This window comes from Pseudomonas sp. 7P_10.2_Bac1, from assembly GCF_025465935.1.
GTDB lineage: Bacteria > Pseudomonadota > Gammaproteobacteria > Pseudomonadales > Pseudomonadaceae > Aquipseudomonas.
Map to the genome: position 1 here is coordinate 1 of NZ_JANLNV010000025.1, position 22,703 is coordinate 22,703.

The window sequence follows — 22,703 nt, forward strand, 5'->3', positions numbered from 1 at the left end:
GAATTCCAAAACCCCTGTCTGCTCACGCAGACAGGGGTTTTGTTTTTTGCGCGACGTTAATTCCCATACGTCCTAATAGTCCTCAGATCATTCCTACCGTTGCGACAGTACGTTCGTCGGGCCAAATAAATAGCCGCCGTAATCCGCTAACTTTTCAGCCAGTGATGCCGACAGCCTGATGTGCACGTCGGTTGGGCCTGATCGACTGCTTGATTACCCAAGAATGCCTCACCCGCATCCATCCTTTCGGCATAAGAAGTCCCATGCTATGAATCTTAAGTTCAGTCATAAAATTCTTCTGGCCGCTTCAGGCGTTGTCGTTTTGGCGTTCGCGCTGTTCGCCTTGTACAACGACTATCTGCAGCGAAATACCATCAGGCAGGACATCGATTCGTCAGTGGAGCAAGCCGGCAACTTGACCGCGAGCAGTGTTCAGAACTGGTTGAGCGGTCGTATCCTGGTATTGGAAAGCCTTGCACAAAACATCGCCCACCAAGGCAATCAAGCCGATTTCGCCGGGCTCATCGATCAGCCAGCATTCACTTCGAATTTTCAATTTACTTACATCGGCCAGGCCAATGGCGTGTTCACTCAACGGCCGGACGCCAAGATGCCGGAAGGTTATGACCCCCGTCAGCGGCCTTGGTACACACAAGGTGTCACTGCCGGTAAGACAATGCTTACGCCGCCCTACATGGCTGCTGTAGGAGGTCTGATCGTAACCATCGCCATGCCTGTCAAAAAGGATGGCGAGTTGTTAGGTGTCGTCGGAGGCGACTTGAGCCTGGATAGCCTGGTCAACATCATTAACGCCGTTGACTCGGGAGGCTTGGGTTACGCATTTCTGGTGAGCGGTGATGGCCAGGTGATCGTCAGCCCTGACAAAGACCAAGTAATGAAAAACCTGCGGGATATTTATCCGGGCAGTGCTCTGAAAATTGAGAAGGGCATTCAAACAGTCACGCTCAATGGCCAAGAGCGAATCATCGCTTTTACCCCGGTAACAGGCTTGCCGTCCGCAGACTGGTACATCGGTCAGTCATTGAGTAAAGAAAAAGCCTACGCATCACTTTCCAAATTCCGTACTTCAGCCTTAATCGCAATGGTCATTGCAGTGGCGGTCATTGCCGTCTTGTTGAGCCTTCTGATTCGGGTGCTGATGCGTCCGCTGACCACCATGGGTCGCGCGATGCAAGATATAGCGCAGGGTGAAGGCGACTTGACGCGTCGTTTGATGATCGAAAATAAAGACGAGTTCGGTGAATTGGCAGGTGCCTTCAACCAATTCGTTGAGCGTATTCATGCGTCCATTTCTGAAGTGTCTTCGGTAACGCGCCAAGTGCATGATTTGTCCGAGCGTGTAATGGCCTCGTCCAATGCCTCCATCGTTGGTTCGGACGAACAAAGCGCACGTACCAACAGTGTTGCCGCGGCCATCAATGAACTTGGCGCCGCCACCCAGGAGATCGCCCGCAATGCCGCCGATGCTTCGCAGCATGCCAGCGGTGCGAGTGAGCAGGCCGATGACGGTCGCAAAGTGGTTGAGCAGACCATTCTGGCCATGACCGAACTCTCGCAAAAGATCAGCGTCTCTTGTGCGCAAATAGAAACCCTGAACGCCAGCACCGACAACATCGGTCACATACTCGACGTCATCAAAGGTATCTCCCAGCAAACCAACTTGCTGGCCCTCAACGCAGCCATTGAGGCGGCGCGTGCAGGTGAAGCCGGGCGTGGATTTGCCGTAGTGGCGGATGAGGTGCGCAACCTCGCCCACCGCACTCAGGAGTCGGCTGAAGAGATCCATAAAATGATCAGCTCACTGCAAATCGGTTCTCGCGAGGCTGTCAGCACCATGAATGCCAGCCAGGTCTCGAGCGCCGACAGCGTGGAGGTGGCGAATCAGGCCGGTGCTCGATTGATCAGTGTGACTCAGCGTATCGAGGAAATTGACGGCATGAACCAATCGGTGGCCGCAGCGACTGAAGAGCAGACCTCAGTGGTTGAAAGCCTCAACCTGGATATCACCCACATCAACTTGCTCAATCAACAGGGTGTCGTGAATCTCAACGAAACCCTCAAAGACTGCGATGCACTCTCCCAGCAAGCCAGTCGGCTCAAACAGTTGGTCGACAGTTTCAAGATCTGAGCGTCGTACTCATCAACGAGTTATCCACAGCCCTGGCATTTCGAATGTCAGGGCTGTTTTGGTTTCTGGCTCTCGAGGTAGCGAATAATCGCATTTACCCCACGCTGCAGATGTAATTCCAGTTCATGGATACAGCCTTCAATGTCCCTGGCGTGAGCATGACGCAGTAACGCCCGGTGATCGTCTTGGCACAATGTCCCCAAGCCCATCTGCTCAAGGTTAAAACGCAGAAAGCGTTCCTCTTCCACAAGCCCTGCCTTAACCAGCGTCAGCAGCTTTTTGTTGGGGGCTTTTCCGTAAAGCGCTTGGTGAAAGAGTCGATTGAGGGTGCCGATTTTTCCGTAATCAGTCTCGACCTCCAGTGCATCAATACACTTAGACGCCGCCTGGAAATCCTCTTCGTCGAGTAAAGGCAGTGACAAACGCAAGGCCTGTGCTTCGAGCAAAAAACGAAGCGCATAGGTTTCCAGCGAGTCGTCCTGAAGCAAAGGTGCGACCACCGCCCCTTTGTACTGGACGACCTGTAGCAACCCTTGAGATTCAAGCTGCCGCAAGGCTTCACGAACTGGCATGCGACTCACACCGAACAAGTCAGCCAGAGCTTCCTGCCGAATGGCCGTACCGCAAGGCAATCGCCCATCGAGAATGGCGCTACGCAAAGTTTCTTCAATCACAGACCGCGCGAGATGGGCTGGGATGGGCCCGGATACTTCAATGCTACTTAATGGATTCTTTTTAACGGCCACGTTGGCGCTACCCACAAAGGAAATTCAGCACGTTGATCGAGATCCAATGTCCATTGGGCAGAGACTTACTCCCTGTCAAACCTTGTAATGAGTAGGCCGCTCGATCGAGCAGTACCTCTAAGGGCCTATCGCACGAGCATAAGTTTAACGCGGCTATAGGCAAGCGATTGCAGTTGGCTGTTGCCTTTTTTCTTGTTGCGTTCGGCGCTGACGGTTCCCCTATTTTTGTAGTTTGTGCCCTACAATCGCGACAGTTAATACGGCTTCAGTCGTAGTCTTTATGCACAGCAGGTGAAGCATGGGCGTACTCAGCAATAGCGATGTCGACGAGCAACCGTTTCAACGTCCTGAATCGTCCCGTAACGCATTGACTCGACTCTTTCTCCAGCCGTGGCTGTGGTGCATCGTGCTCGTGGCCACCGCGGTCCGGTTCTATGGCTCCACCAGTTCGTCCATCTGGTGCGACGAAGGCTCCAGCCTGATGCTGAGCAACTACTCACTCAGCGGCATCTGGCTTCATGCGGCACACGATGTTCATCCTCCGCTGTACTTCATGCTGTTGCATGGCTGGATTGACGTGTTCGGTGACAGTCTGGCTTCGATCCGTGCCCTGAGCGTCTTGCCAGGCATCGCCACTGTCTTTCTTGGGATGTGGTTGGTGCGATTGGTCGCCACCCAACGGGCCGCCTTGCTGGCGGGCCTCTTGTTAGCCTTGTTGCCGACCGCCGTGCGCTACAGCCAGGAAGTACGTATGTATTCGTTACTGGGCATGTGGCTGATCGGTGCAACCATCGCCTTGGTCTACTGGGTAAAAAGCCCCGATAAAACGCGCTTCCTGGCCATCTATGTCGCGCTGATGACTGCGGCGTTCTACACCCATTACTTCGCGGCTTTTTGCGTCCTGGCCCATTGGTTATATCTGCTGATTCTGAGTGCCCGTCACAGTCCGGCAGGCACTTTGATCAAACGGCCGACCTGGTGGCTCGCCAACACCGGCATCGTCGTCCTATTCCTGCCCTGGCTTCCGGGTCTGGTGGATTTGCTGCAGCACATGAATGAGCTCAAAGCTGGAGGCGATGTGGGCTGGGAGCCACCGGTGGATGCTCGCTCTTTGCCCTCCATGATCTGGCAATTGTTGACACAGGACGAGGGCGACAAACTACCGTGGCCGGTATTTTGGCTGGCACCCTCGGCCCTGTTTGTGGGGGTGATCTGGATCGCCGTGCGCGACACCTCGCCCTATAAATTCCACGCCCTGATCGCGATCTATACCCTGCTGCCTATCCTGGTGATTTACGCCCTGTCGTTTATCTCGCCACTGTTCATAGAGCGCTATGTGAGCTTTGCAGCGCTGGGCTTGCCGTTACTGATCGCCTTGGCCGTCGATCACCTGCTTGAGCACAAACGCACTGTGGCGATTGCCGTGTTTGCGTTGTTCATGGGGGTTGAGTGTGTGGGGCTGCGCAGTAACTTCAGCGGCGAAGCTGATCACTTTGACCAGTTGGTCGAGCACGTGAATCAGCAGTTCCTGCCTGGAGACCGGATTATCGTCAGTGACCTGTTCTGGTACTTCAGCTATGTCTACTACAACACAACCAACGCCCAGCCCATGCTCTACACGCCGCCCACGCCTGAAGGCCTGTCCGGGCGGCCGACGGATTATGGTTTCGGTACGCTGGTCAATGCACAAGGTGCCAAGATTTATATCGATCATCTGGCCGACTTGCCTGCCGGGCCAGGGCGCGTTTGGCTGATCAGCAGCAGCGTACAACCGGATGACTTTGCGCCCATCCCGACGCAGTGGGACAAAACCCAGGATCTGACCATCGATGACACGCAGGTTCGACTATATTTGACCTGCGGTTCCGATCACTGCGGCCACGATCCTGAAGGGAATTCACTGCATGCAAGCGCCCACCCATAGCCTCCCGTCATTGTTCAAACAACTGGGCCTGCCGTCTGGGCCCACCGATATTGAAAAGTTTGTCACGTCGCACTCGCCGCTCAAGGCTGATGTGAAGCTGGCGGATGCGTATTTTTGGACGCCATCGCAAGCTGAGTTCTTGCGTAACGAAATTTTAGAAGACGCTGATTGGGCCGAGATAGTCGATCAGTTGAACCTCATGCTGCGCAAAAAACCGATTACGGGTCGTCAGAATTAATTAGTAACACTTGACTGTAATCATCTGGCCGAGCAGTATTAATAGTTAGCAAACTAACATTATGTGATGCCTCTTGCCTGACTCTCTTGACCAACTCCAAATGAGCATCAGCACCGGTATGGTGGTTGCGACTCGCCATTGGCGACGTGTCTGCCAGACCACGCTGGTCAATTACGGAATTTCCGAAGCCTGTGCCATGCCGCTGCTGATCATCGGCCGCCTGGGTGAGGGCGTGCGGCAAGTGACCGTAGCCCAAGCGGCGGGCATGGAAAGTCCGTCCCTGGTTCGATTGCTCGACCAACTGTGCAAGGCGGGTTACGTCGTGCGGCACGAAGACGCCAGTGATCGCCGCGCCAAAACCCTTAGCCTCACCGAGACCGGCCGTACGTTGGTGCAGTCGATCGAGGCGCAATTGGTGCAACTCAGGCGTGCAGCGCTGGCAGACGTTAGCGTCGCCGACCAGGAAGCCGCCCTCAGAGTGATCAAAGCCTTTGAAGCCGCTGGCCAACGGCCTGATGGAGCCGTTTCTTGAACGGCTTCTTCAGTAGCATGCCGCCCGCCCGCGACTGGTTCTACGGCGTGCGGACCTTTGCCGCCTCCATGATCGCGCTGTACATCGCCCTGCTGATGGAAATGCCCCGGCCTTACTGGGCCATGGCCACGGTCTACATCGTCTCCAGCCCCTTTGTCGGCCCCACCAGTTCCAAGGCCATCTACCGTGCTATCGGGACTCTGCTGGGGGCTTCGGCGGCGGTGTTCTTCGTCCCGCTATTTGTGCAAACACCGTTTCTGCTGGTGCTGGCTATTGCGCTGTGGACGGGCATCCTGCTGTTCCTGTCATTGCACCTGCGCACCGCCAACAGCTATGTGTTCATGCTGGCGGGCTACACCATGCCGATGATCGCCTTGCCGATCGTGGATAACCCGCTCAACGTGTTTGACATCGCCATCTCTCGTACCGAAGAGATCATGCTCGGCATCGTCTGTGCTGCGGTGGTGGGGAGCATGTTCTGGCCTCGGCGCCTGACGCCGGTGTTTGTCGACTCATCAGCCAAATGGTTCACCGACGCCGCCAACTACAGCGAGTACTTCCTGTCCCGCGAAGTAGAGCCCAGTAAAGCCAGCGGCTTGCGTGCCTCCATGGTCTCGACCTTCAACACCCTGGAACTGATGATCGGTCAGTTGCCCCACGAAGGCGCGCATCCGCAAACCGTGCGCAACACCAAAGAACTTCGCGGGCGCATGATCCATTTGCTGCCGGTGGTCGATGCCCTGGACGATGCCCTCTACGCCCTGGAACGTCGTACCCCGGAACTGGTCGAGAAAGTTACGCCGCTGCTGGATCACGCACGTGAATGGCTGGCCAATACCAGCGACGGCGCGCCTGTCCAGCCATGGGAAGCGCTGCGCCATGAACTGCAACAACTGCAACCCAGTCCCGAAGCCCTGGATGATCGACGCCAGCTATTGCTCTCCAACGTGCTGTATCGGTTGGGTGAGTGGATCGACTTGTGGCAAGACTGCCGCAGCCTGCAACTGGCAATCGCAACGGGCGACCAGGAAGTCTGGCGTGCGGTTTACCGGCATTGGCGGCTCGGTCGCCTGACACCGTTCCTGGACCGCGGCCTGATGCTCTATTCCGCGTTATCCACCGTCACGGCGATCGTGGTTGCCTGTGTGTTGTGGATACTGCTCGGTTGGACCGACGGCGCCAGCGCGGTCATTCTGGCAGCCGTCGCCTGCAGCTTCTTTGCCGCCATGGACGACCCGGCCCCGCAGATTTACCGGTTCTTTTTCTGGACCTCGCTCTCGGTGCTGTTTGCCAGCCTGTACCTGTTCGTGATCCTGCCCAACCTGCATGACTTCCCCATGCTGGTGCTGGCCTTTGCCGTGCCGTTTATTTGCGTCGGCACTCTGACCGTGCAGCCGCGCTTTTACCTCGGCACCTTGCTGACCATCGTCAACACCGCCTCCTTCATCAGTATTCAGGGTGCTTACGATGCAGACTTCCAGGTCTTCATGAACGCCAACCTGGCCGGCCCCATCGGGCTGCTGTTTGCCTTCATCTGGACCTTGATCGCCCGTCCGTTTGGTGCAGAACTGGCTGCCAAACGACTCACTCGCTTCAGTTGGCGCGACATCGTGCGCCTGACCAAACCTGCGACCTTGGCCCAGCACCGGCAAATGGGCGCACAAATGCTCGATCGTTTGATGCAGCACCTGCCGCGCCTGGCCATGACCGGGCAAGACACCGGCGTTGCCCTGCGTGAACTGCGCGTGGCGCTGAACCTGCTCGACTTGCTGGCCTACGCCCCCCGCGTGACCGGCGGGCCGCAATTGCTGTTGCGCCAAGTGGTTGGCGAAGTGGGTGATTACTTCCGCGCCTGCCTGACGGCGGGTGAACGCTTGCCCATCCCGAGCGGCCTGCAAATGACCATGGACCGAACCCGGCGAGCGCTCAACGCCAATGCCCTGCAAGACGAAAGCGATGCGCGGGTTCACTTGCTGCATGCCCTCAGCGGCTTGCGTCTGGCCCTGCTGCCGGGTGTGGAGTTCATTGTGGATAACGACGACCTGCAGCACCCGCACGTGCAAGGCATTGATGGAGCGCCGCTATGATCGGAGATATCGATATCAGCGGGGTGTTTCTGCCTACGCTCCTGGTATTGATGGGCATTACCTACCTGCTGTTTTTAGGGGTACACGCGGTTCTTACGCGTCTGCACTTTTACCGCTTGGTCTGGCACCGGGCTTTGTTCAACGTCGGTCTCTACGCACTGCTACTCGGCGTTGTGGATTCTTTTAGTCGATATTTGATGACATGAAAAAACCTTTATTGACCTTGGGCCGCGTTGTTCTCACCTTGTTGGTGGTGGCGTTTGCCTGCGTCGTGGTCTGGCGCATGACCATGTACTACATGTTTGCTCCCTGGACTCGCGATGGCCACATTCGCGCGGACGTGGTGCAGATCTCCCCCGATGTGTCGGGTCTCATCAAGCAAGTCGATGTGCGTGACAACCAGCCTGTCACGCGCGACCAGGTGCTGTTTGTCATCGACCAGGACCGCTTCAAACTGGCCCTGCGTCAGGCCCAGGCCACCGTGGCAGACCGCAAAGAGACATTGGCCCAGGCCCAGCGTGAAAATCGCCGCAACCGTGGGCTGGGTAATCTCGTTGCCCGTGAACAACTGGAAGAAAGCCAGTCGCGAGAAATGCGCGCACAGGCCGCGCTCACCGAAGCCGAAGTGGCCGTCGACAGCGCCCAGCTCAACCTCGACCGCACCGTGGTGCGTAGCCCGGTTGATGGCTACGTCAACGACCGCGCCCCTCGGGTGAACGAATTCGTGACGGCCGGGCGGCCCGTGTTGTCGATTGTCGACAGCAGCTCTTTCCACATCGATGGCTACTTCGAAGAAACCAAACTCGATGGCATCCACGTGGGCCAAAGCGTTGATATCCGCGTGATCGGCGATGACGCCCGTCTGCGGGGCCATGTGGAAAGCATCGTGGCCGGTATCGAAGACCGCGACCGCACCAGCGGCCAGAACCTGCTGCCCAACGTGAACCCGGCCTTCAGTTGGGTGCGGCTGGCGCAACGGATTCCGGTGCGCATCGTCTTTGATGACGTCCCTGAAGACTTCCGCATGATCGCAGGCCGCACGGCGACCGTTTCCATCATCCCGGACTCGCCCAAAGCCAAGCCGACACAGGAGAAGGCGCAATGAAAGCGGTTCCTCTGGCAGCCGTAGGGCTCGGATTGCTGCTGGCCGGCTGCCAGATGGTCGGGCCGGATTATCACCTGCCCAAAGACGCGGCCCTGCAGCGCCCAGACCTGCAAGGCACGTTGGCGGGCGAGGGCGACAACGTCGTCTCGGCACCGGTACCCACTGATTGGTGGAGGCTTTACCAAGACCCGACGCTGAATGATCTGGTGCGTCAGGCCATGGCCTCCAACACCAATTTGCGCGTCGCGGCGGCGAACCTGGCCCGGGCCCGAGCCCAGGTTGAACAGGCCGAGTCGGCGGGAGGCTGGAGCGGCTCGGTCAAAGCCGGGGCGCAGCGTCTGCAGGAATCGGGCGAAGCCTTTTTGCTGACGGAAAAAGTGCCGGTGGCCAATGTCGGGGATCTCGGCATCAGTACCTCGTACCAGTTCGACCTGTGGGGCACTCTCAAACGCGGCATTGAAGCCGCCCAGGCCAACGCCGATGCCACCCAGGCGGCGGCGGACACGGCACGTATTACTGTCGTTGCAGACGTAGTGCGGGCTTACGTCCAGGTCTGCGCCGCCAATGAAGAGCTCGGAATCGCCAAGGAGTCGCTCAAGCTTCAGGCGCAAACCACCGCGCTGACTCAGCGTCTGCGTGATGCCGGGCGAGGCGATGAAACCCAGGTCACCCGATCTGAAACCCAAGTCAAATCATTGCGTGCCGAACTGCCGCGCTATGAGGCTCAGCGCCAGGCCGGGTTGTTCCGATTGTCGATGCTGCTGGCCAAGCCGCTGGATCAGCTGCCGGCCCATGTCGCCACCTGTGATGAGTTACCGCACATTGCGCAATTGCTGCCCGTAGGTGACGGCGCCACGCTGCTCAAGCGTCGCCCTGATGTGCGCCAGGCCGAACGGCATCTGGCCGCCGCAACGGCTGAAATCGGCGTCGCCACCGGCTCGCTGTACCCGGACATCAGCATCGGTGCCACCATTGGCACGGTCGGGATTGTGGATAACCTCGGCACGGCCTCGACCAACCGTTGGGGCTTCGGCCCGTTGCTGAGCTGGACCATCCCCACCAACGGCTCAAGGGCGCGGATCCGTGAGGCCGAGGCGGCCACCCAAGGCGCGCTGGCAAGCTTCGATGGCGTGGTATTGAACGCGGTCCGCGAAACCCAGACCAGCCTGGTGCAATACACCGCTGCGCTGCAACGTCGTGATGCGTTGGCCGAAGCCGATGCGTCTGCCAAAACGGCGGCCGATCAGACCCATCAGTTCTTTGCCGCCGGGCGCGAATCGTTCCTCGCAGACCTGCAAGCCACCCGCACCTACACCGATGTGCGGGCCCAATTGGCCGCCGCCAACACCCAAGTAGCGATGAGCCAGATCGATCTGTTTTTGGCCCTGGGAGGCGGCTGGGAAAGTAGCCGTGCACAACCGGCAGGCGAGGCAAAACCATGACAGCAATGTCACGAAATTCCTGCTGGCTGAGGACTATTATCTGGTCCTAGGATTGTGCTTTTAATCTCGTAGGAGAATTCCGCGCAGTCATCAGCCAAGGCACGTAGAAAGCCCTTTGGGCACTTGATTGTGGCGCTACGCTCACAGGCACGTGCGAACGGCGTTTGCTCGATCGATAGAGTTGGTCGGGTCGAAACACTGCGTCGGTTCGTCACGAGTGATAACCTGCTGCCACTTTTCGGCCCATGAAGGGCTCAGTAAAGACCTCATATCTTTCAACACAACGGACATTGAACGGGTCAACTTGATGAACAAACCATTAGGCGTACTGGTCGGCATTGTTGTTATTGCAGGGGCACTGAACACGGCTGGCGCGTGGTACACCGGTACCAAAATTGAAGGTGAGTTAAAGACCTCGATCGAAGAAGCCAACAAAGAGCTGGCTTCTCAGCTGCAAGGCTCGGCCACTCACGGCACCCTCGAACTGGTGTCCATTGAGACTCATCTCTACAGCAGCACCGCTCACTACCGCCTGAAAATTCAGGATGATGCCTCAGGTACTGACCCTGAACCGGTGGAGCTGCTGTTTGTCGATCACATCGAGCATGGTCCTTTGCCGTGGTCGCGCATCAAGACATTCAAGTGGGCGCCGGTCATGGCCGTCAGCAACTACGCACTTGAGAAAACACCGTTTACCGAAAAATGGTTCGCAGCCACCAAAGACCAGGCGCCGCTCAAAGGTCAGGTGACCTTGAGCTACGGCCGCTCGGTGGATGGCGAAATGGACTTGCTGCCATTCGACGTCACGCTGGAAGACAAGACCAGCATCAGCTTCTCCGGGCTGAACCTGAATGCTCAAAGCGATGACGGTGCACAGCACCTCAAAGCCAAAGGCTACATGGACTTCCTGAAGCTGCATGCAGTGCCTGCCGATTCAGCGCCTGTCTCGGTCGAGCTGAGCGGGCTGACCCTGGCCAGCGATCTGACCAAAAGTGCCTATGGCTTCTACCTGGGCCAAAACGTCTTGGAGCTGAGCGAAGGCCAGTTGACGTCCGGTCTTGCCCAGTCGGTGCTCAAGGTCAAGAACTTCGAATACACCGGTTCGGCCTCGGCCAAGGACCGCCTGATGTCCGGGCGCCTGACTTACACCCTGGGCGACGTCACCTTGAACGACAAACCGGTGGGCAGCGCAGAAATGGTCATGTCGGCCAGCAGCCTGGATATCCCGGCCATGCAGTCGTTAGTGCAGATCTATCAGAACAAGTTCCAGCCACAAGCCGACGGTACCCTGCCCAAGGTTCAACTGACCCCGGCCGAAGACACCCAGGTGCAAGCCGATGTCAGCACCTTGCTGGCGGCCAATCCCAAGCTGGCGCTGGAAAAACTCAGCATCAAGACCACCAATGGCGAGAGCCAGTTGAACATCGCGGCCAGCCTGGCGAAGCCGGCTTCGTTTGATCAACAGCCGCTGGATGTCTTGAAGCAAGCGCTGACGTCGCTGGACGCCAAACTGCAACTGTCCAAGCCAATGATTGCTGACCTGGCGAGTGTTCAGGCGCAGTTGGCCGGGCAGACCGACCCGAAAGAAATCGCCCAGATCGCCAACATGACCAGCGAATTGGCGGGTGTCATGGCGGTGCAAACCGGGCTGGCGACCGTGGAGGGCAGCAACATCCTCGCATCGCTCAACTACGCCGCCGGTATGGTGAACTTCAACGGGGAAAAAATGAGCCTCGAAGACTTCATCAACCTGATGGGCACCCGCTTTGGCGGCGTAGCGCCCCAGTAAACGTAGTCGTTGCCGCAGGCTGCGAAGGGTTACCCCTTTCGCAGCCTGTTTGCACTCAATACGCCATCGACCAAGTCAACGTGTACGTCCGACCACGGCCCTGGTAGTCATACAGATAGTCCGGACCGTAAGTTGGCGAGTAGAACAACGCGGCGCGTTGGCCCCACACCGTGCTGTATTCCTTGTCCAGCAGGTTCTGTATACCGGCGCTGAAAGTGCCGAATTCCGTCTCCTGGCTGCCCATCAAATCGAACGTGGTGTAACCACTGATCTTGTGATCAGAGTCGTCTTTGAGCGTGAAGGCGTGGTTGCCCTGCAAGCGCACATTGCGACCGTCTCCATGCCAGCCCACGAACGCCGTGGACTTGGACAGCGACGCGTACCGGGCATCGCGCTTCATCCAGTCGCCATCGGCGTCTTCTTCCTCTGAGCGCACCAGGTGCAAGGTGCCCCCCGCATCCCAACCGTTATTGAAGTGGCGCGTTAACGCACCCTCGAAACCAAAGTCACGGCTCTTTTTATCGACCACATCAATGGTCAGCGTTGCGCTGTCGGTGGTGATGACTTTATCCGACCAGATGTAATACACCGCCGCTTGTGCGTCCCAATCCACATCGGCGAAACGCCAGCCCGTTTCCACCTGACGGCTCTTGATCCCGGCCAGCGGGTTGTCTTTAACGCTCAAGCCTGCCTTGCCGTAATACTTGGCCGGGTCCGGCAGGTCAAAACCTTCGCTGTAGTTGATCCAGGTCTGGTGGCCGTTCTTGAAGTCATAAATGGCGCCCGCATTGAACAGATTGACCGCGTAATCGTTGCTGCCGCCCGGGATGCCTTTGAACACCCCTACGTCCACGTCCATTTGCTGGCGGCGCGCGCCCCCGGACAATGTCAGGGCGTCAGTGAGTTTCCAGTCCGCCTGGGCATACACCGAGTGGCCGTCGACGCGGTAGCTGGGGTAGCGCGGGGCTTTGTTTTGGGTGTCCAGATCAAGGCCGCCGCTTTCGGACGAAATGGCCGAGTCGAACACGCTCTGCGTGGCGTTGAAGCGTTCGCGATCCAGGTCTACGCCATAGGTCAGCTTCACGCTGTCCCACTGCTTGGCGAACAAGGCCTTGAGGCTGGTGACTTCAAAGTTTTGTTGCGAGGCGGCGAAGTAAACGCCGTTGACGCCTTGGGGTTTGCCCGCGTTGTAATACGGGAACGGGTAGAAGTTGTTGTCTTCCTTGCGGTACGAGCCCTGCAAGTAAAAGTCCTGGCCCAGCAGATCACTATGGTGATAGTTGGCGTTGAGCAGCACGCGTTTGGAGCGCGGCTCAAGGTCGGTGTGATAACCGCTGCGGATCTCGGCGTCTTCCAAGTTAGAGGGCGCCTTGTCGTGCAGGTTTGGAAAGTAAAGCCCGGTGTTGCCGTTGTTGCCCGAGTCGTAATACTGCGCCAGCAAATCGAGGTCTTGCGCATTATCAAGCTTGATCGCCAAGCTGCCCATCAGGTCCAGCGTGCGGTTGTACTGCAGGTCAGTCTGAGTGTTGTCGATAAAGATCTGGTCGCCTTTACCGTCGTAAAACGCTTTATTCTGCTCGCCGGAAATCCCCAGGCGTCCAAACACTCGATCAGTCCCGCCGCTTACAGACTGCGAGATACGGCTCGACAGGTCATCGCTCTTGTTGAAACCGCTGGTGGCCGACAGCTCGGTTTCAAACTGTGCGGGGCCGGGCGTGCCTTTCTTGGTCACGATATTGATGATCCCGCCCGTGGCGCCGCCGCCATACAAAGCGCTGGCGCCGGACAACACCTCAACCCGCTCCACGTTAAACGGCGAGATACTGTCGAACTGGCGCGACAGCCCGCGCGAGCTGTTCTGGCTGACGCCGTCGATCATCACCAGAACGTTGCGCCCGCGCATGTTCTGGCCGTAGTTGCTGCGGCCTTCGGGGGCTAGATCCAGCCCAGGCACCAACTTGCCAATGGCTTCTTTGAGGGTGACGCCGGTGTCCAGTTGCTCTTGCAGTTGCACCTGATCCACCACCCAAACCGTACCGGGAATTTCACTGATGGCGGTGCTGGTGCGCGCGCCGACACTGACTTCCAGTGCCTTGAGTTGCAGCCCTTTGGCCGCCGCCTCGGGCTTGCGCAAAATGACCGTGCGCTCGTCGCTGAACGCCCAATTCAGGCCGCTGCCGGCCAACAGTGCGTCCAGCGCTTGCTCAACGCTCATTGGGCCGTTCAGCGCCTGGCTGCGCAGCCCGGCCACTTCGGCGGAGGTGAACAGCAGGTGCAAATCTGCCTGGTCGGCAAACTGCGTCAGCGCCTGATCGAGGTCCTGGGCCGGCACGGCAACGCTGACCTGGCGGGTGCTCACTGCGGCGTTGGCTAGTGTTGCCGGTGCCGCGTTGGCCGTAGCGTGCAAGGTGCCTGCCAGGCTTGCCAGCAACGTTGTGGCCACTAAGGTCTGGCGCAGTCGTTGTTCTTTTGGGAGGGCGCCACGCGGCTTTCTGACGTGCTGGACCATTGCAGTGTTAATCCTTGGTTGGGTGTTTATGTCGCTAATGAGAACGGATTCGCTCTTGGTCTTAGTACGACGATATGCCCGACAGGATCTTGCAGTGCCCGCGTGAAATTATTTTCAGTGCACCCACGCCACAAACGGCAAATAGGTGATGTTTAGCCCGTAACGCTGCTCAAGGGTGCGCAATAGGTTGTGCGGATCGTTGAGGTCAAACACCCCGCTGATCTGCATCGCGCCCAAGGCCGTATCCGGCAGCACAATGCGCCCGTACTGGTAGCGCTCCAGCTCGCTGAGCACGTCTTGCAACGGCTTGCGATTGAAAATCAGCTTGCCGCGCTGCCAGGCCGTAAGCGCATGGGCGTCTACCTGCTGGCGCTCGGCAACGAGCTGCCCGGCGCGATACATCGCCTGCTGATTGGGGCGCAGTTCCAGGGTCTGCGCCTGATGTTCAACCTGCGCGGCACCAGTGGCTACCAGCACGCGGGTCTGGTCAGCATCGCGGCGCACACTGAACGTGGCGTCCTTGGCCTGCACCCGATCCTGGCCGGCCTCAACTACAAATGGTCTGGACGGATCATCTGCCAGCTCGAACAGCCCTTCGCCTTTGCGCAGCTTGATGATCCGCTGGGTGGTGGTGAAGTCCACCGACAATGCCGAGGCGCTGTTCAGCGTCACGCGTGTGCCGTCGCTCAACAACCATTGCTGACGCTGGCCGACCCCGGTGTGGTAGGTATCCGACCAATGAGGCATGTAGGTCAGGCCGCCATAGCCCAGTACGGCCAAGACCAGCCCTGCTGCCAACCCGCTGGCCCAGCGAAACGCTCGCCGACGCGGGCGCGCACGGTGCTGCTCGGCCGTTGCGGTCAGGCCAATGTCCCCCCACAACGCTTCGGCCTCTTGAGCGGCGGCTTTATGGGCCGGGCTCAGCTGTTGCCAGCGCTGGTATTCCAGGCGCTGACGCGCGCTGGCTTCGCCAGAATGCAGCAACGTTTGCCAATCGATGGCTTGATCGTCGAGGTCGTCAGAGGAAGGGGTTGAAGGCATTGCGGCAGGCTCAGGCATGATTGTGTTTGAGCCAGTCACGGCAATGGCGCAACGCCTGGCCGATGTATTTTGCCACCATACTCGGCGACACGCCCAGTTCCGCCGCGATCTGCGCCTGAGTCATACCATCGATACGGCTCAGCAATAACGCTTGTCGGGCATTAGGCGAGAGTTGTTGCAGGGCTTCATCCAAAATGCCGATGCGCTCCTTGGCCAGCAATACGCCTTCGGGCGGCAAACCCGGATCGGCGATGTCGAGTGAAGGCGGCTCCGCGCTCAAATTACGTGTCTGGCGCTGATCAACCCGCAGCGCATCAATGGCCAGATTGCCGGCCACCTTGAAAATAAAATGCCGGTCATTCAACACCGTGACCGAGTCGGGGTCGATCTTCGCCAGCTTGATCCAGGTTTCCTGTGCCACATCGGCCGCCCGATGCCGATCCCGCAAGCGCCTAGTCAGGAACGACAACAGATCGTCGTAATGCTCCTGAAAGCTGGTCAGCAACGTTGAAGGGGAGGGCGAAGGCATGAACGGAAGGCCCAGACGAGAAACAGTCATGAATGAGAAGTCGTATCATTCACGATTGCGTCCGGCAACGCAACGCCCAACCCACCGGCTCGCCTCGCGATCACGTGATCTGGCTTTTGCCCTAAGAGCCCCCTCACCCGTAATAGCCTCTTGCCTCCAATTGCGCAAATGATAAAGAATATCAACCTCATTTAAATCGAGCAGTGCAGGCGCCATGGCCTCTGAAACCGAACTGGAGCGATGGTATGCCGAGTGCGCGCCGCGTCTGCGGCGCTTTCTGCTATTAAAAACACGCCAGCCCGAACTGGCGGATGACCTCACTCAAGAGTGTTTTGCCCGCCTGGCCATGCGCGAGAGTGAAGAGCGCCTGCAAGAACCCATGGCGTTCCTGTTTACCATGGCCAGCCGTCTGGTCATTGACCACCGGCGCAGCCATCAACAGACCCGCACCGACAGCGTCCCGCTTGAAACCCTCCACGATGTCGTCGACCCGATGCCCGGCCCGGACATGCGCGCCCAGGCCCAGCAAGACATGCAACGCCTGTTGCAGGCGATGGCCGCGCTGCCCCTGCGCACGCGTCAGGTGTTCCAGTTGTGTCGGTTCGAAGGCATGAGTTATCAACAGGCTGCCGAACATTTGGCGATTTCCACCAGCTCCGTACAGAAGCATCTGGCCATGGCCGTCAGCTTCGTCGCGCAAAAAATGGAGCATCGCGGATGAAAACCCTGCACCGTATGCGTGTTTATTTACCGGATGTGGCCGCCTTGCCCGTCATATCCCCTATACGCCCAAAAAAGAGAGCCTCCTGTGATGACGTCTGACGCCACTGCTGAGCGAATCCGTCAGCAGGCCGCTGACTGGGCCGTACGCCAACGCATGGAGCGGCTGGATGCGCAACAAATGGACGCGCTGGAGCGTTGGCTGGACGCCGATCCGGCCCATGCCGATGCTCTGGCCGACGCTGAAATGCTCTGGGAGATGGCCGAAACCCTGCGCGCCAATCCGCTGTTTGCCACCCCCGTCCCTGTGGCGCGGGCCACCCGTGTGCGGCGTTTGCTACGCGGTTTGTTCACTTGGGAGCCGCGGATGCCCGTGCGCTGGGCGGGCGTTGCAGGCGTGTTGCTGGTGGTGATGCTGGCCGTGAACAGCCGCGACACACTTGCCCCATTGATGGCCGATTACCACACCGGCACCGGCGAAGTTCGCACCTTGACCCTCGCAGATGGCAGCCAAGTGCTGCTCAGCTCGCGCAGCGCCCTGGACGTCGATTACGACGGCCATGAGCGCCGCGTGCGGCTGATCCAGGGCGAGGCACTGTTCAGCCCGGCGCCGCGTCAGGGCGAAGAAAAACGTGCGTTCGTCGTCGAAGCCTCCGGCGGCCGAACCCAAGCAGTGGGCACGCGCTTTCTGGTGCAACGACAAGACAGCGACAACGCCTGGGTCGGCGTGCTGCAACACAGCGTCAACGTCAGCCTGCAACAGCCTGAGAGCGAGCTGAGGCTAAATGAAGGCCAGTCCGCCCGCTACCAACGCGGCCAGGGCATCGTCGCCCTCAACGACGACCCGACACAGCGCGCCGACTGGGCGCAGGGCGTGCTGATCTTTCGCAATGTGCCCCTTGGTCAGGTGCTGCAACGCTTCTCGGACTTTCGCCCCGGCGTGCTTAAACTGGTCGCCAGCGAGCAGGCGCACACCCCGGTCAGCGGCTTGTTCCACCTCGACAATCTCGATGCCGCCATCCGTACCCTGGCGGCTGAACGCCAGCTTCAGGTCGCCCAACTGGCAGGCATCACCGTGCTGTATTAAGCCCCGACCACGCGCTGGAAATTATTTTTACCTAGGGTGCGCGACCATCCGTCAATGCTAATGCAGATGCAATTCATTAGCATTCAAGGAGTGGTTAAGGATGAACGTAGAACGACCGATCCCCAGTCGTCTGGGACGGGCTATAGGCATGGCCATCATGCTGCTTGGCGCGGTATCGACAGGCCAGGTGGCCGCTCAGCAAAGCACGGCAACGGGGGCGCCGGGCAAGGTGGCCACGCTCGACAGCGTTCGTCCGTTCAACGTGCCCGCTCAGCCACTGGACACCGCCCTCTACGCCTTGGCCGCTCAAGCCGGGATTGATCTACTGGTCGGCGACGTACAATTGCAAGGCCGCACGGGCCACGCCGTCCAGGGTAACTACAGCATCGCTGGCGCCCTGAGCCAGTTGCTCGACGGCAGCGGTATCCGCTTCGAACACAACCAGGTACAAGGCAGCAAACGCCCGTCCGTGCAGTTGTTCCAGCTGCCGGTGCACGAAGGCAATGTGCTGAGCTTGTCGGCCACCCAAGTCAACGCCGCGCACCCTGGGGATTGGGTCTACCAGGCGCCGCGCTCGGTGAGCGTCGTCAGCCGCGAACAACTGGACCGCAACCCGCCGCGCCACGCCGCCGACATGCTCGAAGAAACCACCGGCGTGTACTCGGCGGTCAGCCAGCAAGACCCCGGTTTGTCCGTCAACATTCGCGGCATTCAGGACTATGGCCGGGTCAACATGTCGGTCGACGGCATGCGCCAGAACTATCAACAAAGCGGCCACCAGCAACGCAACGGCACGCTGTATGTCGATCCCGACTTGCTCTCCCAGGTCGTGATTGAAAAGGGCGCCACCTCCACCATGGGCGGCGCGGGGGTGATTGGCGGTATTGCCAACTTCCGCACCCTTGAAGCCTCGGACCTGCTCACCGATGGCAAAGAAATCGGCGGCCGTATCCGCGCCACCACAGGCCTGGGCGGGCTGGGCAATGGCACCCACTTTATCGGCAGTTCGGCCTTTGCCATCGGCGGTGAAGTCTGGGACATGCTGGTGGCCGCGAGCGAGCGCCATCTGGGCGACTATGACCCCGGCACCAAAGGCTCCATAGGCGAGTTGCGCACAGGCTCTGCCACCCACCCGGAAAACGCCACGCGCCTCAAAAACTCCCCGGTGGATTATTCAGGCTCGGTGATGCGCTCACGCCTGATCAAACTCGGCCTCAACCTGCCACAAGACCAGCGCTTGCAACTCAGCTACCTGGTGACCAACGTCAACTACACCGACGCCAATATGATGAACGTCGAGAAGGCCGACCTTTGGGACAAGCTGGGCAGCAACAGCGTCAGGGCGCAGAACCTGGCCCTGGACTACAGCTACACGCCGGATAACCCGCTGATCGACTTCAAGGCCAAGGTCTACCACGTCGACAACCGCAACCAGCAGAGCACCCTGGCGCGCGGCATCAGCCCGGCTTACAACGTCACCTACCAAACCGACACCTACGGCCTGCAAGCGCAGAACACCTCGCTGTTTGCACTGGGTGAACGCTCGATCATCAAAGCCAACTACGGGCTGGAGTTCTTCTACGACAAAGTGCGCCCCAACTCGACCCAATCCGTGGCTGAAGGCGCCGTGCTCGATAGCCCGGACTCAGAAAACATGACGCCCAAGGGCGATCGTGGCGTGGCCAGCCTGTTCACGCGTCTGGATTACGACTACGACGACTGGTTCAACGTGAACGCGGGCTTGCGCTACGACCGTTACCGGCTGCGCGGCAAGACCGGCCTTGAAACCCGCACGTTCGTGATTGGTACCACCAAACAGATCGGGGAGTCGGTGCACTACGACGTTGACGAAGAGCAAGGCCGCTTCTCACCCACCTTCGGTCTATCGGTCAAGCCGGGCCTGGACTGGATGCAACTGTTCGCCACTTACGGCAAGGGCTGGCGCCCACCGGCCGTGACCGAAACCCTGATCAGCGGACGGCCCCATGGCGGGGGCGCAGAATTCACCTACCCCAACCCGTTCCTCAAGCCCGAGACCTCGACCACCTGGGAAGTGGGCGTCAACGTATTCAAAGACAGCCTGTTCTTGGACGGCGACCGCATAGGCGCCAAAGTGTCTTACTTTGACACCCGGATCGACGACTTCATCTTCATGAACATGGCCTTGCAAAAGCCGGGTTATGGCATGGCCAGCCTGGGCAACAGCGCCTACGTCAACAACCTCAAAGAAACCCGCTTCAAGGGCATTGAGTACCAGTTGGACTACGACGCGGGCCGCGCCTATGGCCAGTTCAACTACACGCACATGATCGGCACCAACGACTACTGCAGCAAAACCGCCTGGTTGGGCGGCGTCACCAAAATCGTCAAAAAACCCGGCAGCCGTCAGCCGGTAGACGCTATGGTCCCTGATGACATCGCCAACGGCTCCTCGCATTGCGGCGCCATCCTCGGTTCCGCCGAACACATGCCGATGGACCGCGGCACCCTCACCCTGGGCGCGCGCTTCTTCGAGCGCAAACTGGATATCGGCGCCCGCGCCCGCTACAGCGGCGGCTACTCCATCGCCGGCGGCCCGGACGTAACCGTCTCCCAGGGCGGCGTCTACCCGGCTGACTGGAAGCCCTACACCGTCTACGACCTGTACGGCAGCTACCGCGTCAACGACCAGTTGAACCTGCGTGTGGCCATGGAAAACGTCACCGACCGCGCCTACCTCGTCCCGCTGGGCGACGTACTGGCCTTCACCCTGGGTCGCGGCAGAACCTTGCAAGGCAGCGTCGAATACCAGTTCTAATCTTCAAACCCCGTCTTCGACACCGCGTTGTCGCGCAGCAAGCAGGCCGCCGATAATCGACAGCATCCCCCCAATCAGTTCCCTCTCCTTCGGGAGAGGGCTAGGGTGAGGGGGAGCTTGGATCAAAAGATCGCGAGGCAAGCTCGCTCCTACACCTACGCATCAGCGCCGCGCCGATATCTGCTGCGGGGCCAAAAAGGCGTCGTGGAAGTAATTACGAAACGCCTGCATCGCCGGGCTGAAATCACGTTCTCGGTGCCACGCCAACCCCACACTCATGGGCGTCACGGTGTCGGTCACCGTGACGGTTTCAATGCGTTTGCCTTCCAGCGACCAAGGACGGTGCACCAGGTCTGACAGGATCGCCACACCGCTCCCATTGGCAACCATGCTGCGCACCGCTTCGACGGAGCTGGTCCGCACCCGCACATGCGGTTGTTGGTGCGCCTGCTCCCAATAGCGCATCGCGCTTTGTTCTGCCTCATCCACGGTGAGCAAAATGTAGGGCTCTTTGGCGACGTCGGCCAAGCTCACGGCCGAACGCTCGCACAGCGGGTGATGGCTGGGCAGCCACAACCGGCGCTCAGAGTTGAAGAGTGTTTCCGAGACGATGTCCGGGTGCGTCAGGTTTGCCGTGAGCACCACCGCCATGTCGAAACGGCCCTCCAGCAACCCTTGCTCGATCGCCGTGCGCTCTTGTTCATGGACCTCGATGGTCACGTCCGGATGCCAGTGTTCAAGGCGCTGCAAATGGTGCGGCAAGAAGTAACCGATCACCGTATAGCTCGCTGCCAAACGCAATAAACCGCTGGCGCGGATGTCTGGCAACGGGCTGTTCAAGGCGTCATCGACGCTGCGCAAAATCACGTAGGCCCGGTTCAGAAAATGCCGCCCGGCGTCGGTCAGGGCCATGCCCTGTACGGAGCGCTGGAAGAGCAGCGTTCCGACGATGCTTTCCAGTTCCTTGATCGCCGTGGTCACCGCCGATTGGGAAATATTCAAATAAATCGCCGCTTGAGAAATCTGCCCGATCTCGGCAACGGCGACGAAATAGCGAACTTGGCGCAAGGTCAGTGACATGGGCACTCCAAAGAAACCTCTATCTGTTTTTCAGAAGGCTTCCTATCTATTAATAGATCTTTCCACGGGGTAGGCAGCACTCTAACGTAGTTTGCATGCAGTCATCAGCCTCAGGAGCAACACCTATGCACACCGTAGATTTCAACTCCGACATGGGCGAGGGCTTCGGCCCATGGACCATCGGCGATGGCGTCGACACCGAACTGATGGGCTTTATCAGCTCGGCCAATATCGCGACCGGCTTCCATGCCGGTGACCCCAGCACCATGCGTCGCACCATTGAGCAAGCCAAGCGCTTGGGCTTGGCCATTGGCGCGCACCCAGGGTTTCGCGACCTGGTCGGTTTTGGCCGCCGCCACATCAACGCTCCAGCCCAGGAACTGGTCGACGACATCCTTTATCAACTGGGTGCCCTGCGTGAGTTGGCGCGTGTTCAAGGCGTCGCGCTGCAACACATCAAACCCCACGGCGCGCTCTACATGCACCTGGCCCGCGACGAAGAAGCGGCCCGCTTGCTGGTCGAGAACCTTCAGCGGCTGGAGCCGGAGTTGCTGTTGTTTTGCATGCCGGGCTCGGTGATCTACCGCATCGCCAAAGAGCTGGGCCAACCGGTGATCCGCGAGTTCTATGCCGACCGCGAATACGACCTCAGCGGCTCCATCGTTTTCACCCGCACTGTGCGCGCTTACGACCCGGCCCAAGTCGCTGCACGGGCGCTGCGTGCCTGTCAGGAAGGTGTGGTGCGCACGGTTGAAGGCCAAGACCTGGCCATCGAGTTCGACTCCATCTGTCTGCACAGCGACACACCGGGCGCCCTCGCGCTGGCCGAAGCCGTGCGGGCGGCGCTGGATGGCGCCGGCGTCACGGTACGCGCCCCGCGCTAATACCCGAAAACACCTGGTCTCAGAACCAGGGTTTACCTAGCGAT

18 protein-coding genes and 1 pseudogene are annotated in these 22,703 nt (G+C 59.2%); 14 read left to right on the forward strand and 5 right to left on the reverse strand.

What is annotated here, in order from left to right; translation table 11 throughout:
- Window positions 1-268 precede the first annotated feature (268 nt).
- Together NTD86_RS24320 and NTD86_RS24325 are read left to right on the forward strand one after the other, a co-directional pair.
- Window positions 269-1,294, forward strand: a pseudogene (locus NTD86_RS24320) (cache and HAMP domain-containing protein); the annotation flags it as partial.
- Between the two features lie 69 nt (window positions 1,295-1,363).
- Window positions 1,364-2,149, forward strand: coding sequence for a methyl-accepting chemotaxis protein (locus NTD86_RS24325; RefSeq protein WP_410016953.1), 786 nt, complete (start codon window positions 1,364-1,366; stop codon window positions 2,147-2,149).
- A gap of 47 nt (window positions 2,150-2,196) precedes the next feature.
- Here the strand turns inward: NTD86_RS24325 and NTD86_RS05455 are convergent, their stop codons facing one another.
- Window positions 2,197-2,895 carry a GntR family transcriptional regulator gene (locus NTD86_RS05455; RefSeq protein ID WP_262201128.1) on the reverse strand — a complete coding sequence of 233 codons (699 nt, stop codon included), beginning with the start codon at window positions 2,893-2,895 and terminating at the stop codon, window positions 2,197-2,199.
- A gap of 298 nt (window positions 2,896-3,193) precedes the next feature.
- Here NTD86_RS05455 and NTD86_RS05460 point away from each other — a divergent pair, with 298 nt between their 5' ends.
- The 8 genes from NTD86_RS05460 (at window position 3,194) to NTD86_RS05495 (ending at window position 12,012) form a co-directional block, all read left to right on the forward strand.
- Window positions 3,194-4,819, forward strand: a complete 1,626-nt coding sequence (locus NTD86_RS05460) for a glycosyltransferase family 39 protein (RefSeq protein WP_262201129.1) — start codon at window positions 3,194-3,196, stop codon at window positions 4,817-4,819.
- Window positions 4,800-5,057, forward strand: coding sequence for a DUF2789 domain-containing protein (locus NTD86_RS05465; protein WP_262201130.1), 258 nt, complete (start codon window positions 4,800-4,802; stop codon window positions 5,055-5,057). Before NTD86_RS05460 ends, NTD86_RS05465 begins: the two co-directional genes overlap by 20 nt.
- 100 nt (window positions 5,058-5,157) lie before the next feature.
- The gene (locus NTD86_RS05470) at window positions 5,158-5,589 is read left to right on the forward strand and encodes a MarR family winged helix-turn-helix transcriptional regulator (RefSeq protein WP_262201131.1); all 432 of its coding nucleotides are present in this window, start codon (window positions 5,158-5,160) and stop codon (window positions 5,587-5,589) included.
- Window positions 5,586-7,676 (forward strand): FUSC family protein, encoded by a 2,091-nt coding sequence (locus tag NTD86_RS05475; RefSeq protein WP_262201132.1) that lies wholly within the window; start codon window positions 5,586-5,588, stop codon window positions 7,674-7,676. The genes NTD86_RS05470 and NTD86_RS05475 overlap by 4 nt, the downstream gene beginning before the upstream one ends.
- The gene (locus tag NTD86_RS05480) at window positions 7,673-7,882 is read left to right on the forward strand and encodes a DUF1656 domain-containing protein (protein WP_262201134.1); all 210 of its coding nucleotides are present in this window, start codon (window positions 7,673-7,675) and stop codon (window positions 7,880-7,882) included. Before NTD86_RS05475 ends, NTD86_RS05480 begins: the two co-directional genes overlap by 4 nt.
- On the forward strand, window positions 7,879-8,781 hold the full coding sequence (locus NTD86_RS05485; protein ID WP_262201135.1) for an HlyD family secretion protein: 903 nt from the start codon (window positions 7,879-7,881) through the stop codon (window positions 8,779-8,781). The genes NTD86_RS05480 and NTD86_RS05485 overlap by 4 nt, the downstream gene beginning before the upstream one ends.
- On the forward strand, window positions 8,778-10,223 hold the full coding sequence (locus tag NTD86_RS05490) for an efflux transporter outer membrane subunit (RefSeq protein ID WP_262201137.1): 1,446 nt from the start codon (window positions 8,778-8,780) through the stop codon (window positions 10,221-10,223). Before NTD86_RS05485 ends, NTD86_RS05490 begins: the two co-directional genes overlap by 4 nt.
- A 307-nt stretch (window positions 10,224-10,530) precedes the next feature.
- The gene (locus NTD86_RS05495) at window positions 10,531-12,012 is read left to right on the forward strand and encodes a YdgA family protein (protein ID WP_262201138.1); all 1,482 of its coding nucleotides are present in this window, start codon (window positions 10,531-10,533) and stop codon (window positions 12,010-12,012) included.
- Window positions 12,013-12,067: 55 nt separating this feature from the next.
- Here the strand turns inward: NTD86_RS05495 and NTD86_RS05500 are convergent, their stop codons facing one another.
- From NTD86_RS05500 to NTD86_RS05510, 3 genes are all read right to left on the reverse strand, one after another.
- Window positions 12,068-14,521 carry a TonB-dependent receptor gene (locus tag NTD86_RS05500; protein WP_262201139.1) on the reverse strand — a complete coding sequence of 818 codons (2,454 nt, stop codon included), beginning with the start codon at window positions 14,519-14,521 and terminating at the stop codon, window positions 12,068-12,070.
- 114 nt (window positions 14,522-14,635) lie between these two features.
- Window positions 14,636-15,562 carry a FecR family protein gene (locus NTD86_RS05505; protein WP_262201140.1) on the reverse strand — a complete coding sequence of 309 codons (927 nt, stop codon included), beginning with the start codon at window positions 15,560-15,562 and terminating at the stop codon, window positions 14,636-14,638.
- A 10-nt stretch (window positions 15,563-15,572) separates the two neighbouring features.
- The gene (locus NTD86_RS05510; RefSeq protein WP_262201141.1) at window positions 15,573-16,121 is read right to left on the reverse strand and encodes an RNA polymerase sigma factor; all 549 of its coding nucleotides are present in this window, start codon (window positions 16,119-16,121) and stop codon (window positions 15,573-15,575) included.
- Between the two features lie 184 nt (window positions 16,122-16,305).
- Here NTD86_RS05510 and NTD86_RS05515 point away from each other — a divergent pair, with 184 nt between their 5' ends.
- The 3 genes from NTD86_RS05515 to NTD86_RS05525 all read left to right on the forward strand — a co-directional run bounded on the left by NTD86_RS05515 (window position 16,306) and on the right by NTD86_RS05525 (window position 20,695).
- Window positions 16,306-16,812 carry an RNA polymerase sigma factor gene (locus NTD86_RS05515; RefSeq protein WP_153333731.1) on the forward strand — a complete coding sequence of 169 codons (507 nt, stop codon included), beginning with the start codon at window positions 16,306-16,308 and terminating at the stop codon, window positions 16,810-16,812.
- A gap of 90 nt (window positions 16,813-16,902) precedes the next feature.
- A complete protein-coding gene (locus NTD86_RS05520) occupies window positions 16,903-17,898 on the forward strand; it encodes a FecR family protein (protein WP_262201173.1) in 996 nt (331 codons plus the stop codon).
- A 100-nt stretch (window positions 17,899-17,998) separates the two neighbouring features.
- Window positions 17,999-20,695, forward strand: coding sequence for a TonB-dependent receptor (locus NTD86_RS05525; RefSeq protein WP_262201143.1), 2,697 nt, complete (start codon window positions 17,999-18,001; stop codon window positions 20,693-20,695).
- A gap of 162 nt (window positions 20,696-20,857) precedes the next feature.
- Here NTD86_RS05525 and NTD86_RS05530 read toward each other — a convergent pair whose 3' ends face one another.
- Window positions 20,858-21,775 carry a LysR family transcriptional regulator gene (locus tag NTD86_RS05530; protein WP_262201144.1) on the reverse strand — a complete coding sequence of 306 codons (918 nt, stop codon included), beginning with the start codon at window positions 21,773-21,775 and terminating at the stop codon, window positions 20,858-20,860.
- Between the two features lie 125 nt (window positions 21,776-21,900).
- Here NTD86_RS05530 and NTD86_RS05535 point away from each other — a divergent pair, with 125 nt between their 5' ends.
- Window positions 21,901-22,659, forward strand: a complete 759-nt coding sequence (locus NTD86_RS05535; protein WP_262201145.1) for a 5-oxoprolinase subunit PxpA — start codon at window positions 21,901-21,903, stop codon at window positions 22,657-22,659.
- The last annotated feature ends 44 nt before the right edge of the window (window positions 22,660-22,703 follow it).

Excerpts from the sequence above, each read along its gene's own strand:
- NTD86_RS24325 (WP_410016953.1), top strand. The coding sequence starts at position 1,364 with ATGGCCTCGTCCAATGCCTCCATCGTTGGTTCGGACGAACAAAGCGCA.
- NTD86_RS05460 (WP_262201129.1), top strand. The coding sequence starts at position 3,194 with ATGGGCGTACTCAGCAATAGCGATGTCGACGAGCAACCGTTTCAACGT.
- NTD86_RS05465 (WP_262201130.1), top strand. The coding sequence starts at position 4,800 with ATGCAAGCGCCCACCCATAGCCTCCCGTCATTGTTCAAACAACTGGGC.
- NTD86_RS05470 (WP_262201131.1), top strand. The coding sequence starts at position 5,158 with ATGAGCATCAGCACCGGTATGGTGGTTGCGACTCGCCATTGGCGACGT.
- NTD86_RS05480 (WP_262201134.1), top strand. The coding sequence starts at position 7,673 with ATGATCGGAGATATCGATATCAGCGGGGTGTTTCTGCCTACGCTCCTG.
- NTD86_RS05485 (WP_262201135.1), top strand. The coding sequence starts at position 7,879 with ATGAAAAAACCTTTATTGACCTTGGGCCGCGTTGTTCTCACCTTGTTG.
- NTD86_RS05490 (WP_262201137.1), top strand. The coding sequence starts at position 8,778 with ATGAAAGCGGTTCCTCTGGCAGCCGTAGGGCTCGGATTGCTGCTGGCC.
- NTD86_RS05495 (WP_262201138.1), top strand. The coding sequence starts at position 10,531 with ATGAACAAACCATTAGGCGTACTGGTCGGCATTGTTGTTATTGCAGGG.
- NTD86_RS05500 (WP_262201139.1), bottom strand. The coding sequence starts at position 14,521 with ATGGTCCAGCACGTCAGAAAGCCGCGTGGCGCCCTCCCAAAAGAACAA.
- NTD86_RS05505 (WP_262201140.1), bottom strand. The coding sequence starts at position 15,562 with ATGCCTTCAACCCCTTCCTCTGACGACCTCGACGATCAAGCCATCGAT.
- NTD86_RS05510 (WP_262201141.1), bottom strand. The coding sequence starts at position 16,121 with ATGACTGTTTCTCGTCTGGGCCTTCCGTTCATGCCTTCGCCCTCCCCT.
- NTD86_RS05515 (WP_153333731.1), top strand. The coding sequence starts at position 16,306 with ATGGCCTCTGAAACCGAACTGGAGCGATGGTATGCCGAGTGCGCGCCG.
- NTD86_RS05520 (WP_262201173.1), top strand. The coding sequence starts at position 16,903 with ATGACGTCTGACGCCACTGCTGAGCGAATCCGTCAGCAGGCCGCTGAC.
- NTD86_RS05525 (WP_262201143.1), top strand. The coding sequence starts at position 17,999 with ATGAACGTAGAACGACCGATCCCCAGTCGTCTGGGACGGGCTATAGGC.
- NTD86_RS05530 (WP_262201144.1), bottom strand. The coding sequence starts at position 21,775 with ATGTCACTGACCTTGCGCCAAGTTCGCTATTTCGTCGCCGTTGCCGAG.
- NTD86_RS05535 (WP_262201145.1), top strand. The coding sequence starts at position 21,901 with ATGCACACCGTAGATTTCAACTCCGACATGGGCGAGGGCTTCGGCCCA.